General features: G+C 66.2%; 14 protein-coding genes. 8 read left to right on the top strand and 6 right to left on the bottom strand.

Annotated elements, in window-relative coordinates; all coding sequences use genetic code 11:
- Window positions 1-2: 2 nt before the first annotated feature.
- The 3 genes from G6N32_RS17980 to G6N32_RS17990 all read right to left on the bottom strand — a co-directional run bounded on the left by G6N32_RS17980 (window position 3) and on the right by G6N32_RS17990 (window position 3,188).
- Window positions 3-758, bottom strand: a complete 756-nt coding sequence (locus G6N32_RS17980) for a dihydrofolate reductase family protein (protein WP_115320746.1) — start codon at window positions 756-758, stop codon at window positions 3-5.
- Window positions 755-2,170 (bottom strand): DHA2 family efflux MFS transporter permease subunit, encoded by a 1,416-nt coding sequence (locus tag G6N32_RS17985; RefSeq protein WP_232077158.1) that lies wholly within the window; start codon window positions 2,168-2,170, stop codon window positions 755-757. Before G6N32_RS17985 ends, G6N32_RS17980 begins: the two co-directional genes overlap by 4 nt.
- Before the next feature lie 235 nt (window positions 2,171-2,405).
- Complete coding sequence (locus tag G6N32_RS17990; protein ID WP_272871113.1) at window positions 2,406-3,188, bottom strand: GntR family transcriptional regulator; 783 nt, start codon at window positions 3,186-3,188, stop codon at window positions 2,406-2,408.
- Between the two features lie 103 nt (window positions 3,189-3,291).
- On the opposite strand from G6N32_RS17990, the gene iolC reads away from it, so the two are divergent.
- The 8 genes from iolC to G6N32_RS18030 all read left to right on the top strand — a co-directional run bounded on the left by iolC (window position 3,292) and on the right by G6N32_RS18030 (window position 11,534).
- Entirely contained in the window at window positions 3,292-4,293 is a 1,002-nt protein-coding gene (iolC, locus tag G6N32_RS17995) for a 5-dehydro-2-deoxygluconokinase (protein ID WP_115320747.1), read from the top strand.
- Window positions 4,286-5,164, top strand: coding sequence for a Cgl0159 family (beta/alpha)8-fold protein (locus tag G6N32_RS18000; protein ID WP_115320748.1), 879 nt, complete (start codon window positions 4,286-4,288; stop codon window positions 5,162-5,164). Before iolC ends, G6N32_RS18000 begins: the two co-directional genes overlap by 8 nt.
- A 6-nt stretch (window positions 5,165-5,170) precedes the next feature.
- Window positions 5,171-6,046, top strand: coding sequence for a 5-deoxy-glucuronate isomerase (iolB, locus tag G6N32_RS18005; protein WP_115320749.1), 876 nt, complete (start codon window positions 5,171-5,173; stop codon window positions 6,044-6,046).
- A gap of 2 nt (window positions 6,047-6,048) precedes the next feature.
- Window positions 6,049-7,998: a 3D-(3,5/4)-trihydroxycyclohexane-1,2-dione acylhydrolase (decyclizing) gene (gene iolD / locus G6N32_RS18010; protein ID WP_115321379.1), complete on the top strand. Its 1,950-nt coding sequence runs from the start codon at window positions 6,049-6,051 to the stop codon at window positions 7,996-7,998.
- Window positions 7,999-8,010: 12 nt separating this feature from the next.
- Entirely contained in the window at window positions 8,011-8,913 is a 903-nt protein-coding gene (locus G6N32_RS18015) for a sugar phosphate isomerase/epimerase family protein (protein WP_115320750.1), read from the top strand.
- Window positions 8,914-8,931: 18 nt separating this feature from the next.
- Window positions 8,932-9,963: a Gfo/Idh/MocA family protein gene (locus G6N32_RS18020; protein ID WP_115320751.1), complete on the top strand. Its 1,032-nt coding sequence runs from the start codon at window positions 8,932-8,934 to the stop codon at window positions 9,961-9,963.
- Between the two features lie 78 nt (window positions 9,964-10,041).
- Window positions 10,042-10,809, top strand: a complete 768-nt coding sequence (locus G6N32_RS18025; protein ID WP_115320752.1) for an SDR family oxidoreductase — start codon at window positions 10,042-10,044, stop codon at window positions 10,807-10,809.
- Window positions 10,810-10,835: 26 nt separating this feature from the next.
- Window positions 10,836-11,534 (top strand): dienelactone hydrolase family protein, encoded by a 699-nt coding sequence (locus G6N32_RS18030; protein WP_115320753.1) that lies wholly within the window; start codon window positions 10,836-10,838, stop codon window positions 11,532-11,534.
- A 12-nt stretch (window positions 11,535-11,546) separates the two neighbouring features.
- Here the strand turns inward: G6N32_RS18030 and G6N32_RS18035 are convergent, their stop codons facing one another.
- The 3 genes from G6N32_RS18035 to G6N32_RS18045 all read right to left on the bottom strand — a co-directional run bounded on the left by G6N32_RS18035 (window position 11,547) and on the right by G6N32_RS18045 (window position 14,106).
- Complete coding sequence (locus G6N32_RS18035; protein WP_115320754.1) at window positions 11,547-12,320, bottom strand: sulfite exporter TauE/SafE family protein; 774 nt, start codon at window positions 12,318-12,320, stop codon at window positions 11,547-11,549.
- 168 nt (window positions 12,321-12,488) lie between these two features.
- A complete protein-coding gene (gene trxA / locus G6N32_RS18040) occupies window positions 12,489-12,869 on the bottom strand; it encodes a thioredoxin (RefSeq protein ID WP_115320755.1) in 381 nt (126 codons plus the stop codon).
- 34 nt (window positions 12,870-12,903) lie between these two features.
- The gene (locus G6N32_RS18045; protein WP_115320756.1) at window positions 12,904-14,106 is read right to left on the bottom strand and encodes an NAD(P)/FAD-dependent oxidoreductase; all 1,203 of its coding nucleotides are present in this window, start codon (window positions 14,104-14,106) and stop codon (window positions 12,904-12,906) included.
- Window positions 14,107-14,128 lie beyond the last annotated feature (22 nt).

Raw genomic sequence — 14,128 nt, forward strand, 5'->3', positions numbered from 1 at the left:
CCTCAGTAGCGCGCCCACCGGACGATGACGGTCCCATCGGCGCCGACCAGGATTCCGCGGCGCGCCATGTTGATCTCGACGTGCCGATCGGCCGCGGCGATGCGACGGGCCGGGCCCACCACCAGCTTGGGGCTGGTGGTCAGACATAGTTCGTCGATCTCGTTGTCCGACACCAGTTGTGAGAACAATGTGGGGCCGCCTTCGACGAGCACCCGGTGCAGCCCCAATGCGCCGAGCCCGTCCCGGATCGCCGCAGAATCCACTCGGCTGCCCGCCAGCACGACGACATGGGCGCGGGACTCCACGAGTTGTCGCCGCGCCGCAATATCGGCGCCGGACGACACGAAGACCACCGGCGGCGCCGCCGCATTGCGGAGCACCGCGGGCGGGACGACACCGCGACTGGACACCACGGCCACCGGCAGGGCGGCTGCCAGGCCCCTCGACAGTCGCCATGCTTGCGCGGCCGGATCGAGCTGAAGGTTCTCGTAGGGTTTGGATTTCGCCGTCGTCGCACCCACCAGCACCACGTCGGCGACCTCACGCAACCGGCTGAACACCCGGCGATCGGTCGGTGTGCCCAGTCTTCGGCCCGATCCTTCGAGGGTGACCGCCCCGTCGATGCTCGCGATGAAGTTGGCCCGGAACAGGGGACGCTGGAGCCGGTCGGGGTACGCGAGCAGGTCGCGCAAGGCATCGTCGGTGAGCGATTCCGCCTCGTGCAGTGTCGAATGTGGTGCGCCGGCAAGAGCGGTCATAGCGGCACGCTCACGTCGCGGCGCACCGAGACGCCCGTACTCGCCACGTGTTGCCGGCCGACGAAGAACAGGGCGGTCACTGCGCCCACCGCGGCGGCGAATGCGGGCAACAGCATCGACTGCGACGTGACGGCGGCCAGCGACACATCTGAACTCGCGCCGGCCAGCAGGCCGGCCGTCAGTGCGGCCACACTGGCACTCGACAGCGCCGCCCCGAGGTGGCGCGCGGTGTTGCACAGAGCTGAACCTGCACCGGCCAACTCGTCCGGTAGTGCGCGGGATGCGATGACGGCCAGCGGTTCCCAGGTGAACGCTCCGGCGACGCCCACCGTCGCCAGCGGCAACACCAGCTGCCAGATCGGGGTGGCCGGCGTCATCTCCGATGCCAGCCACAACAAGGCGATCGCCAGCAGTGTGAAGCCGACGATCACGACAGCACGCGGATGGACGCGGTCGACGAGCCTTCCGACCACCGGCGCGAACACGACGGTCGCGGCGGCCATCGGAGCGGTGAGAAGCGCGGCGTGAACCGGTGAAAGTCGGTAGCCCTCTTCGAGAAAGATCATCAGCGGGACGATGAAGGCGACGAAGGCAAAGCTGACCACGGCGATCCCGGCAGTGGCCAGGATGAAGTTCCGGTGTCGGATCAACCGCAGCGGTATCAGCGGTTCGCCCGGGTGAACGGCCTGCCAGCCGACGAAGACCGCGAGCACTACCAGCCCGCCCACGATCAGCATGCCGATCCACGGCGACCAACTGTCGCGCTGGCCTTCCTGAAGACCGAACACGATCAAGCCGATACCGGCGCCGGAGAGCAGGACGCCGAGAATGTCCATGTGCAGATGCCGGCCGGGCAGCTCCGGAACCAGCCACGCCGCCAGCACCAACCCGAGAATGCCGATCGGTGCATTGACGAAAAAGATCCATCGCCAGCCGAGCTGATCGATCAGCACACCACCGAGAATGGGACCTCCGAACAGGCCCAGCCCGGTGGTGACGCCCCAGACGCTCATCGCCATCCCGCGCCGCTCGGGCGGGAACATCCGGGTGATCGCCGTGAGGATCTGCGGCGCCAGCAGCGCGGCGCCGGCGCCCTGCACGACGCGGGCGGCGGTCAGCATTCCCACCGATGTGGCAAGACCGCACCACACCGATGACACGCTGAAGATCGCCATCCCGACGAGGTAGACGCGCTTGGGCCCGAATCGGTCTCCGAGCCGTCCGCCGATCAGCAGTAGTGCCGCGAACGCCAGGAGGTAACCGCTTGTCACCCACAGCACCGCGCCGTACTCGGCGCCGAAGTCGGCCTTGAGCACCGGGTTGGCCACCGCGACCACCGTCGAGTCGACGACGATCAGAAACAGGCCCAGCATCAGCGCCCACAGCGCGCGGAACAAGTGGCTCTCTGTCACTGTCCCCCGCCGTTTTCGACGCAGCTGGAAAGCCAAATTGTCACACGCGTCGACCAGCCTGGCCGATCAAATCGAAATTCTCGAAACCATAAGGCGGCGAGCGGATTTCAATTCTGATCTTGAATAGCCAACCGCGCAGAGTTTGCCGCACTCACGATCGCGGCGCGAATGTGCGTGGTGTACGCCACGCGGACCGGCGAACCGCTATTCGCCGGAATTCGGCGAAAGGCGCACGTCAGCGGTCGACGAGTGTGGTGTCGAAGTAATACCGGGCGGCGCGATAGCAGTGTGAACCGAATTCGACGGCGCGGCCGGAATCGTCGAACGCCGTGCGGTCCATGGTCAGCAGCGGCGCACCCGGCTTCTCGTCGAGCAGCCGGGCCTCACTTCGGCTGGCCGCCCTCGCACCGATGCGCTGGCTGGCCAACCGGATATGGACGCCGCGGCCGCGCAGCGACTGGTACAGGCCGCTGCGTTCCAGTTCCTCGGCAGCCGGGGCGATCTCGGCCGGCAGATAGTTGGTCATCAGGGCCAGCGGCTCGCCGTTGGCGCAGCGGAGACGTTTGATGCAGGCGACCTCGCGTCCCTCGGCAAGGCTCAGCTCGCGCGCGACGTCCTCACCGGGCGGGCCGACGTGGTACTCGAGCAGCTGGGTGGTGGGCTCTTGTCCGGCCCGGGACAGGTCGTCGAACAGGCTCGTGAGTTCGACGCGGCGGTGAACCGGGTTCTGGACGACCTGGGTTCCGACGCCGCGCTTGCGAACCAGAAGGCCCTTGTCGACGAGCTCCTGAATGGCGCGGCGCGTGGTGGGCCGCGACAGTGTCAACCGCTTGGCCAATGCGAGTTCATTTTCGAAGCGGTCTCCCGGCGCGAGTTCGCCACTACGTATCGCCGCCTCGATTGCCTGGGATAGCTGGTAGTACAGGGGAACGGGGCTTGACCTGTCCAGTTCGACCGTCAACGGCACATCGACTCCGATCTCGAACTCGAAAACCCAACAGTAGCTGCACTCTAGCATCGATTGAGATAAAGATAGAATGTCAGGACAAAGTATTGACATGGCGCTGTGACGCGGGGCACCCTCGTACACAAGTCCCCAACGAGCCCTGAAGAGAGCTGACGTGACCACTGACGCACCGTTCGACGTACTCGCCATCGGGCGCAGTGGCGTCGACATCTATCCGCTGCAGATCGGCGTCGGTCTCGAACGCGTGGAATCCTTCGGCAAGTTCCTCGGCGGCAGCGCAGCCAACGTCTCGGTGGCCGCCGCGCGACTGGGCAACCGCACCGCGTTGATCTCCGGAGCGGGCGCAGATCCGTTCGGCCGGTTCGTCCGTGACGAGTTGAGCCGCCTCGGCGTGGACAACCGCTACGTCACCGTCGACCCGAACCACCCGACGCCGGTGACCTTCTGCGAGATCTTCCCGCCGGACAACTTCCCGCTGTACTTCTACCGCAAGCCGTCGGCGCCCGATCTGCAGATCACCGCCGCCGACATCGATCTCGATGCCGTGCGTACTGCCCGGCTGTACTGGTCCACGGTGACCGGTCTCTCCGAAGAGCCAAGCCGGGGTGCGCATTTCGCGGCCTGGGAGGCACGTGGGGCGAGCGAAGCGACGGGCAATGGGCCCAGCCGCACCCCGTTGACGGTTCTGGACCTCGATTACCGACCAATGTTCTGGGACTCCCCCGCCGCCGCCACCGCGCAGGTTCAGCGTGCACTGGCCCACGTCACGGTCGCTGTCGGCAACCGCGAGGAATGTGAGATCGCGGTCGGGGAAACCAATCCGCACAAGGCCGCCGACGCACTGCTCGACCTCGGCGTGCAGCTGGCGATCGTCAAGCAGGGCCCGCGCGGGGTGCTGGGCAAGACCCGCAGCGCATCGGTGACAGTGCCACCGGTGGACGTCGACGTCGTCAACGGGCTCGGCGCGGGCGACAGCTTCGGCGGCAGCCTGTGCCACGGCCTACTGCACGGCTGGCCGCTGGAGAAGACGCTGCGCTATGCCAACGCCGCCGGCGCGATCGTTGCGTCGCGGCTGGAGTGCTCGACGGCGATGCCGACCGCCGCCGAGGTAGCCGAGCTCGCCGACCAGACGGCGGTGGAGGCCGTCAATGTCTAGCGCCTGCAGGGACTATGCGGATATCACCGATCTGCGTGCCGCCGATCCGGCCGCGATCGCGCGGGCATGGCAGGAGCGCACCACCCGGCCCGTCGTGCGCGGCAACGGACGACTGATGATCGTCGCCGCCGACCACCCGGCCCGCGGTGCCCTGGCCGTCGGCGCGCGGCCCACCGCGATGAACAGCCGCACGGACCTGCTCGACCGGCTGCGCTCCGCGCTCGCCCATCCCGGCGTCGACGGAGTATTGGCCACCTCGGACATCTTGGACGACCTGCTGCTGCTCGGCGCACTCGAGGACAAGGTGGTCTTCTCCTCGATGAACCGCGGCGGCCTGGCCGGCGCCTGTTTCGAGCTCGACGACCGCATGACCGCCGCCACCGCCGCATCGACTGCCGCGGCGAAGATGAACGGCGGAAAGATGTTGTGCCGCATCGACCTCGACGATCCGGGCACAGTCGCCACCCTGGCCGCGTGCGCGCAAGCCGTCGACGAACTGGCAGCGCACGGCTTGATCGCGATGCTCGAACCGTTCCTGTCCAGCCGAGTCGACAGCAAGGTGCGCAACGACCTGAGCCCGGATGCGGTGATCAAATCCATCCACATCAGCCAGGGCCTCGGCTCCACGTCGGCCTACACCTGGATGAAGCTGCCGGTCGTCGACGAGATGGAGCGGGTGATGGACTCCACGACGTTGCCGACTCTCCTGCTGGGCGGCGACCCCACCGATCCCGACGAGGCATTCGCCAGTTGGGAGAAGGCATTGTCGCTGCCGTCGGTACGGGGTTTGATCGTGGGGCGCACCCTGTTGTATCCGGCCGATGACGACGTGAGCTCCGCGGTCGCGACCGCCGTGGCGATGGTGAGGTGACAAAGAATGAACAGCAAGTACTACATTCCCGCCCGCAGCGCCGAGTTGCCGTTCACCGTCGACGTCACGCCCGAGTCCGCTGGATGGGCGGAGTCCTCGCTGCACGTGGTGGAATTGGACGATAGTCAGACCATCGAGCTGACCACCGGTGGTACCGAGGTGATGATCCTGCCGTTATCGGGGGGCGGCAGGATCACCTGTGGCGGAGAAACATTCGAGCTGTCGCGGCGCGAATCGGTCTTCGACGGACCAGCCGACATGGTCTACCTCGGTATCGACCAGACGTTCATGCTGACCGGTGAAGGGCGCTTCGCGATCTGCGGGGCACGCGCCACCATCTCGTTCCCGAACCGCCGGGTCGCGGCAGCCGACGTGGCCGTCGAGTTGCGCGGGGCCGGCAACTGCAGCCGCCAGGTGCACAACTTCGGCACCGCAACCACATTCGAAGCCGACTCGTTGATCGCCTGCGAGGTCATCACCCCCGGCGGTAACTGGTCGAGCTACCCCGCGCACAAGCACGAGGAGAACACCGACGTCGAGACGCAGCTCGAGGAGATCTACTACTTCGAGATCGCCGACAGCCCGGCGGGCACTCCCGGCTTCGGCTATCACCGCGTCTACGGCACACCGCAGCGCCCGATCGAGGTGCTCGAAGAGGTCCGATCCGGCGACGTGGTGCTGGTGCCGCACGGCTATCACGGTCCGTCGATCGCTGCCCCCGGCCACCACATGTACTACCTCAACGTGATGGCCGGATCCGGCCCGAACCGGGCCTGGCTGATCTGTGACGACCCGAACCACACCTGGCTGCGCGGCAGCTGGGAACACCAGCAGGTCGACCCCCGGCTGCCGATGGGCAGCCCCGCCGGGCAAGGAGTGTGATCGTGGTATCCACCGCGCCGAAGTCGACCGAGAAGCTGGCCGACTCCGAGAGCACCGTGCGACTTACCGTGGCCCAGGCCACCATTCGGTTCCTCGCCAACCAGTACGCCGAGCGTGACGGGGTACGCCGGAAGTTCTTCGCCGGATGCCTGGGCATCTTCGGACATGGCAACGTGGCGGGACTGGGCCAGGCACTCCTGCAGGACGAAGTCGAATCTCTCGCGGCCGGCCGCAGTCCGGGTCTCACCTACGTGCTGGGCCGCAACGAACAGGCCATGGTCCACACTGCCGTCGCGTATGCGCGGCAGAAGGACCGCCTCGAAGCCTGGGCCGTCACCGCAAGCGTCGGACCCGGATCCACCAACATGCTGACCGGTGCCGCGTTGGCGACCATCAACCGGCTGCCGGTACTGCTGCTGCCTGCCGATACCTTCGCCACCCGGGTCAGTTCGCCTGTGCTGCAGGAGCTCGAGCTGCCGTCCTCCGGCGACGTCACGGTCAACGATGCGTTCAAGCCACTGTCGCGCTACTTCGATCGGGTGTGGCGACCTGAGCAGCTGCCCGCCGCACTGCTGGGCGCCATGCGCGTGCTGACCGATCCGGTAGAGACCGGCGCGGCCACCGTGTCGATCCCCCAGGACGTCCAGGCGCAAGCCCACGACTGGCCGGAATCGCTGTTTGCCGAACGCACGTGGCACATCGCCCGTCCGCTGCCGGAGCGCTCGGTGATTGCGCGGGCTGCGGAGATCATCGCCGCTGCGGCCAAGCCGCTGGTCATCGCCGGGGGCGGTGTGCACTACTCCGAAGCCGAAGACGCTCTGGCCGCGTTCTGCGAGCAGACCGGCATCCCGGTCGCCGAGAGTCAGGCAGGCAAGGGTTCGCTGCGCTTCGATCATCCGCAATCGGTCGGGGCCGTCGGCTCGACCGGAACCACCGCGGCGAACGCGCTGGCCGCGGAGGCCGACGTGATCATCGGGATCGGGACCCGCTACAGCGATTTCACCTCGGCATCGCGGACCGCGTTCAACAACCCCGATGTCCGGTTCGTCAATATCAATGTCGCCTCGCTGGATTCGGTGAAACAGGGTGGCGTCAGTGTGGTGTCGGATGCACGGGAAGCCCTCGAAGCGCTGGGCTCCGCACTCAAGGGCTACGCCGTCAGTTCCGAATACCGCTCCCGGGCAACCGAACTGGCCGCCGAGTGGGAAGACATTGTGTCGTCGGTGTACGCCTGCGACGACGGTGCGCCGCTCAACCAGAACCAGGTCATCGGCTTGGTCAATACACTGTCAGATCCCCGTGACGTGGTGGTGTGCGCGGCCGGGTCGATGCCCGGAGATCTGCACAAGCTCTGGCGCACCCGCGACCGCAGGGGCTATCACGTCGAATACGGCTACTCGTGCATGGGTTACGAGATCGCCGGCGGTATCGGCGTACGGATGGCCGACGACGACCGCGACGTGTTCATCATGGTCGGCGACGGCTCCTACCTGATGATGGCCACCGAGCTGGTGACGGCTGTCCAGGAGGGCATCAAGGTCATCCCGGTTCTGGTACAGAACCACGGATTCGCTTCTATCGGCGGGCTTTCGGAATCACTGGGTTCCCAGCGATTCGGGACGGCCTATCGATACCGTGGCGCCGGCGGCCGGCTCGACGGCGACACACTGCCGGTCGATCTGGCCGCCAATGCCGCCAGTCTGGGCGCCGATGTCATCAAGGTGGGCACCGCCGCGGAGTTCACCGATGCGGTCAAAGTCGCAAAGGGCAGCGAGCGCACCACCGTCATTCATGTGGAGACCGACCCGTTGATCTACGCACCCGACAGTCACAGCTGGTGGGACGTACCGGTCAGCGAGGTCTCCAGCCTGGAATCCACCCAGACGGCCTACCAACGGTATGCCGACTGGAAGAAAGTTCAACGCGCCCTTGTCAAACCGTCCGATCGCTGAGAGAAAAGCACCGTGAGCACCATTCTCGTCGGCTCGGCACCGGACTCGTGGGGTGTGTGGTTTCCCGACGATCCGCGGCAGACCCCGTACACCCGCTTCCTCGACGAGGTCGCCGCAGCGGGTTATCAGTGGATCGAGCTGGGCCCGTTCGGCTACCTGCCGACCGATCCCCAGCAGCTCGCCGATGAGCTGGCGGCCCGCAACCTCAAGCTGTCCGCCGGCACGGTTTTCGAGCACCTGCACCAGGACAATTCCTGGTCCGCGGTGTGGAAGCAGATCGAGGATGTCGCGAAACTGACTGCCGCCGTTGGCGGTAAGCATGTCGTGGTCATCCCGGAGATGTGGCGCGACCCGTCCTCGGGTGCGGTGCTCGAAGACCGCACGCTGACTGGCGAGCAGTGGCACAAGAAGACCCAGGGCATGAACGAACTGGGCAAGGCGATGTTCGAGCAGTACGGGGTCCACGCGCAGTACCACCCCCATGCCGACAGTCACGTCGACACCGAAGAGAATGTCTACCGCTTTCTTGACGGCACCGACGCCGAATTCGTGAACCTGTGCCTGGACACCGGCCACATCTCCTATTGCGGCGGCGACAACATCGCGATCATCCGCCGCGCACCCGAGCGCATCGGCTACCTGCACCTCAAACAGGTCGACCCCGAGGTGCGCGCCAAGGTCGAGGCCGAGGACCTGCCGTTCGGCGAGGCCGTCACGCTCGGCGCGATGACCGAGCCGCCCCGCGGAATCCCCGACATGCCACCGCTTCTCGCCGAGATCGAGAAGCTGGGCATCGACGTGTTCGCGATCGTCGAGCAGGACATGTTCCCGTGCGAGCTCGATGCTCCGCTGCCCATCGCCACGCGCACCCGCACCTATCTCGGGTCCTGCGGCATCCCGTCCGTCCGGTTCTAGTTCAGGAGATTCACGTCCGTGTCTGATCTTCGTGTCGCCGTAGTCGGCGTCGGCATCATGGGCGCCGACCACGTCGCCCGCCTGACGTCGAAGATCTCCGGCGCCCATGTCGCCGTCGTCAACGACTACCTCACCGAGAAGGCCGAGCAGATCGCCGCAGGCATCCCCGGCTGCCGCGTGATCGCCGATCCGCTGGACGCCATCGCCGACGCGCACATCGATGCCGTCGTGCTGGCCACTCCCGGACCCACCCACGATAAGCAACTGCTGGCGTGCCTGGAGCACGGCAAGCCGGTGCTGTGCGAGAAGCCGCTGACCACCGATGCGGAGACCTCGTTGGAGGTGGTCAAACGTGAGGCCGAGCTCGGAAAGCGGCTCATTCAAGTCGGTTTCATGCGCCGTTTCGACCACGAGTACGCCGCCCTGAAGGCAATGCTGGACTCCGGCGAGCTGGGCCGCCCGCTGCTGTTGCACTGCGCGCACCGCAACCCCGCGGTGCCGCCGTCCTTCGACAGCGCGATGATCGTGCGTGACTCGCTGGTGCATGAGGTCGACGTGACGAGGTTCCTGTTCGACGAGGAGATCGTCGCCATCCAGATCATCACGCCGTCGGCCAACCCGGGCGCGCCCGACGGGGTGGCCGACCCGCAGATCGCCATCATGCGCACCGCCTCGGGCAAGCACGTTGATGTCGAGCTGTTCGTCACCACCGGCGTCGCCTACGAGGTGCGCACCGAGGTGGTTGCCGAAAAGGGAAGCGCCATGATCGGTTTGGATGTCGGCCTCATCCGCAGGACCGCGCCGGGCACCTGGGGCGGGCAGATCACCCCCGGCTTCCGGGAACGGTTCGGCGCCGCCTACGACACCGAGGTCCAGCGCTGGGTGGACGCGGTCCGGGAGGGGTCCCGAACCGGGAATTACACCGACGGTCCCTCGGCGTGGGACGGCTACGCCGCCGCAGCGGTGTGCGAAGCCGGCGTGCAGTCACTCCGCAGCGGTCAGCCGGTTGAGGTCCAGCTGGTGGCGCGCGAGTCGATCGCGGGCGCCTGAGATGACGGATCACGTCGCGAAATATCGCCGCTGCGAGTAGATGTTGATCCCGGTGAACCCGACACCGAGGAGCAGACCATGGCCGCAACCAACGGCAAAGCCATCGACGGCAGCATCGCACTGGTCACCGGCGCCAATCGCGGCCTCGGCCGGGCGTTCACCCAGGCGCTGCTGGACCGGGGCGCCATCAAGGTCTACGCCGCCGCCCGCAACCCCGGCAGCGTCGCCTTCGACGATTCGCGAGTGGTGCCGATCGGCCTGGACATCACTGATGCTGACGCCGTGCGCGCCGCGGCGGAAGCCTGCACCGACGTGTCGGTGCTGATCAACAACGCCGGCGCCATGCTGCAGTCGCCATTCCTGACCGCCGAGGATCCCGATGCCGCCCGCGTCGAGATGGAGACCAACTACTTCGGCACGCTGGCGATGGCGCGCGCGTTCGCGCCCGTTCTGGCGGCTCAGTCAGGTGGCAGCGCACTGGTGAACATGCTGTCGGTGGTCAGCTTCTTCGTCTCCCCCTTCAACGCGTCCTACGGAGCGTCCAAGGCCGCCGAGTGGGCCCTGACCAATGCGCTGCGTATCGAACTGCACGGCCAGGGCACCCACGTCGTCGGTGTACATGCCGGCTTCATCGACACCGATATGGCCGCGGTGATCGACGGCCCGAAGATCTCACCCGAGGACGTCGCGGCCCAGACGATGGACGCCATCGAGAGCGGCGCACCCGAAGTCCTGGCCGACGAGCGCACCCGGATGACGAAGAATTCGGTGCCCACCGATCAGACGTCGATCTACCCGGACATCCAGAAAGCCTGGGACGCCGGCAACAACCCCTGGCGGAGTTGATCACCCAACGGGCAAGATGCCCTTCCATGGACACCACGTTTCCCGCTCCGGCGGGCCCGCTGCCGGCCTACCAAGCACGGCCGGACGGTGACGGACCGTGGCCCGGTGTCGTGATCGTGCACGACGCAATGGGCATGACCGGTGACATCAAACGCATCACCGACCGGTTTGCCGGCAACGGCTACCTCGCCATCACCCCGGCGCTGTATCACCGGGGCAATCGACTGCTGTGCGTGGTGCGCACCCTGCAGGCGTTCAAGAAGGGCAACGGAACCGCCGTCGACGACCTCATCGCCGCCCGCGATCACCTGGCGGCCGATCCGGCGTGCAGCGGGAAGGTCGGCATCATCGGGTTCTGCATGGGCGGCGGGTTCTGCCTCGTGCTGGCACCGACCGGACACTTCGACGCCGCGGCCCCCAACTACGGGGAATGGCCCTCGGACATCTCCGCGATCCCGAACTCGTGCCCGACCGTGGCCAGCTACGGCGCCAAGGACTGGATGCTCAAGGGCGCGGCGGACAAGCTGGAGGACCTGCTCTCGACCAACGATGTGCCACGTGACATCAAGGAGTATCCGAACGTCGGACATTCCTTCATGAACGACTGGGACATCCCCGCGCCGATGCAGGCCATCGCCGGCGTTGCCGGGATGGCCTACTCACGCCCCGAGGCCGAGGACGCCTGGCAGCGGATCTTCGCGTTCTTCGGTGAACATCTGAACTGACGGCGGCGAGAGCTAGTGGATGAAGATGGTGTCGACGAGCACGTAACCGGCCACTGCGAAGACCAGGTAGGCAAACCAGTGCTGTAGCCGTCGGGTGTCAAGTCTGGTACCGAGGTGCGCGGCGACCAGCGAACCGAGGATGGCGGTACCGACGAACGCGCCGGTGATCGCCCAGTCGATGCCGCCCGCGCTGACATGTGAGACCAATCCCGCTGCCGAGTTGACGACGATGATCAAGAGCGACGTACCGATGGCGACCGGGATCTCCACTCCGAGCATCAGCACCAGAGCCGGAATGATCAGGAAGCCCCCACCGACACCGAAGAGCCCGGTGAGCAAGCCGACGAGGAATCCCGCGGGGATGGATCTCGGGGCGCAGTGACGCCAGTTGATCCCTGAATCGCCGACCTTGCATGCAGTGCCGGTGTCGCCGTTGTCCTGCAGCAACCGGATACCCGCCACCACCATCACCCCGGCAAAGCCGATGAGCAGAGCCGATTGAGGTAGCTGTCTACCGATTGCCGTCCCCACGAAGGTGGCGGGAATGCCGGCCGCCGCGAAGATCGCGGCCAGCCGCCACTGCACCTGTCCGGCCCTGATCTTGGGCAGCGCGCCCACCGCCGACGCGGTGCCAACCACGATGAGCGACATCGGGATGGCCTGCTCGATTCCCAGCCCGAGCACGTAGACCAGCGCGGGAACCGCGAGAATGGACCCGCCACCGCCGAGTAAACCCAGCAGGACGCCGATCACTGCGCCGAGGGCCAAGGCGAGTCCGACGGTCATCGATTTCCACTCACCCGCGTGGTGTGACTTGCGCCGCGCAGTTCCGCTCGCAGGTACACCGCTGACTCACGGGCACCGATCGCATCACATCGTCGGCGTGCTGGCCGCAGCCGGCCCAGCCGGTCTTTCCGCACGTGGGACACTTCTCCGGGTAACACATGTGTTCTCCTATGCCGGTTGCGATTTCGGTACGGGGCTTGCGGCGATCTTGGCGCGCACCTCGGTCATGTCGAGGTCCTTGACCCTGGCGATGAGATCTTCCAGGGCCGCGGCGGGCATCGCACCGGGCTGGCGGTAGACCAGAATCCCGTCGCGGAAGGCCATGATCGTCGGGATCGCCCGTATCTCCAGTGCCGCAGCGAGTTCTTGCTCGGCTTCGGTGTCGACCTTGGCGTGCACCACATCGGGGTGCGACTCCGACGAGCGGTCGAAGACCGGAGCGAAGGCGCGGCACGGGCCGCACCACGACGCCCAGAAGTCGATGAGCACAACGGGATTCTCGGCGATCGTGGCCTTGAAGTCGGTAGCGGTCAGCTTCTTGATTGTCATTGTGATGTCCTTTCGTTGTGTCGCAATCGAATTGTTAGGCCAGGCCCTTGAGCATCAGATTCCAGTACATGAACGGGAGCCCGTATTTCTTCAGATACCAATAGGCCCGGTGTGGCGTCGTCGGATTCAGCAGGGGGAACGACGGTTCCAGCTTCAGGTCGTAATCGAACTCGGCAAGCAGCATCGCGTGCGACGAGGTGATGATCGGGCACGACGAGTAACCGTTGTACGACGCGGGTAGTGGCTGGTGTTTCAAGAACGCGTCGATGTTGGCGACAACCACCGGGGCCTGCTTGCGGATCGCGGCGCCGGTCTTGGAGTTCGGCGACGAACCCGCGTCACCCAGGCTGAACACGTTCGGGTACCGCACGTGCTGCATGGTGTGCTTGTCGATGTCGACATAACCGGCCGCGTCACCCGTCGACAGCGGGCTGGACTTGATCCAGTCCGGCGCCGACTGCCGCGGCACGGCATGCAGAACGTCGTAGGGCAGCATGGCATCGGTGCCGCCGGCGGCGACGCTGGTGATGCCGACCTTGCGCGATGCCGCATCAACGGACGTCACCTCGGAGTTGGTGTGCAAGGTGATGCCGTAGTCGGCAATGACCTTGTCGAGGCTGTCCGCAATCGCCGGAATCCCGAACGGCCGTGCCCCCGGCATCACCAGGTGGATGTCAATGTCTTTGAGCACCCCCTGTTTCCGCCAGTAGTCGGCCGCCAGGTAGGCGATCTTCTGCGGAGCACCGGCACACTTGATCGCGCCGGAGGGGACGGTGAAAACTGCGGTGCCCGAACGCATGTTGCGGATGAAGTCCCAGGTGCGCGGCGCGAGGTCGAACCGGTAGTTCGACGACACCCCGTCACGGCCCAGGGCATCCTCCAGGCCCTCGGTGCGGTTCCAATCCAGCTGGATGCCCGGACAGACAACGAGCACGTCGTAGGTGTAGGTCGAGCCGTCCACGCAGGTGACCGTGTTGTTGTCGGGATCAAAGGCACTGGCGGCGTTCTTGATCCAGGTCGCACCCGTGGGCATGACCGACGACTCGTCGCGCTCAGTGGTCGGCGCCTTCACCTGACCGCCGCCGACCAGCGTCCACAGCGGTTGGTAGTAGTGCTTGCTCGACGGCTCGATGATGGCGACGTCGGTGTAGCCCTTGCGGAGCATCCGCGCGGCGACTGTGATGCCGGCGGTTCCGCCGCCGACGATCAGGATTTGATGTTTGGCCGTGATGGTCATGGTGGCAGTTCTCCTCGGAAGA

This window comes from Mycolicibacterium aichiense (genome assembly GCF_010726245.1).
GTDB lineage: Bacteria > Actinomycetota > Actinomycetes > Mycobacteriales > Mycobacteriaceae > Mycobacterium > Mycobacterium aichiense.

Excerpts from the sequence above, each read along its gene's own strand:
- G6N32_RS18030 (WP_115320753.1), top strand. The coding sequence starts at position 10,836 with ATGGACACCACGTTTCCCGCTCCGGCGGGCCCGCTGCCGGCCTACCAA.
- G6N32_RS18035 (WP_115320754.1), bottom strand. The coding sequence starts at position 12,320 with ATGACCGTCGGACTCGCCTTGGCCCTCGGCGCAGTGATCGGCGTCCTG.
- G6N32_RS17990 (WP_272871113.1), bottom strand. The coding sequence starts at position 3,188 with ATGCTAGAGTGCAGCTACTGTTGGGTTTTCGAGTTCGAGATCGGAGTC.
- G6N32_RS18000 (WP_115320748.1), top strand. The coding sequence starts at position 4,286 with ATGTCTAGCGCCTGCAGGGACTATGCGGATATCACCGATCTGCGTGCC.
- G6N32_RS17980 (WP_115320746.1), bottom strand. The coding sequence starts at position 758 with ATGACCGCTCTTGCCGGCGCACCACATTCGACACTGCACGAGGCGGAA.
- iolB (WP_115320749.1), top strand. The coding sequence starts at position 5,171 with ATGAACAGCAAGTACTACATTCCCGCCCGCAGCGCCGAGTTGCCGTTC.
- G6N32_RS18025 (WP_115320752.1), top strand. The coding sequence starts at position 10,042 with ATGGCCGCAACCAACGGCAAAGCCATCGACGGCAGCATCGCACTGGTC.
- G6N32_RS18045 (WP_115320756.1), bottom strand. The coding sequence starts at position 14,106 with ATGACCATCACGGCCAAACATCAAATCCTGATCGTCGGCGGCGGAACC.
- trxA (WP_115320755.1), bottom strand. The coding sequence starts at position 12,869 with ATGACAATCAAGAAGCTGACCGCTACCGACTTCAAGGCCACGATCGCC.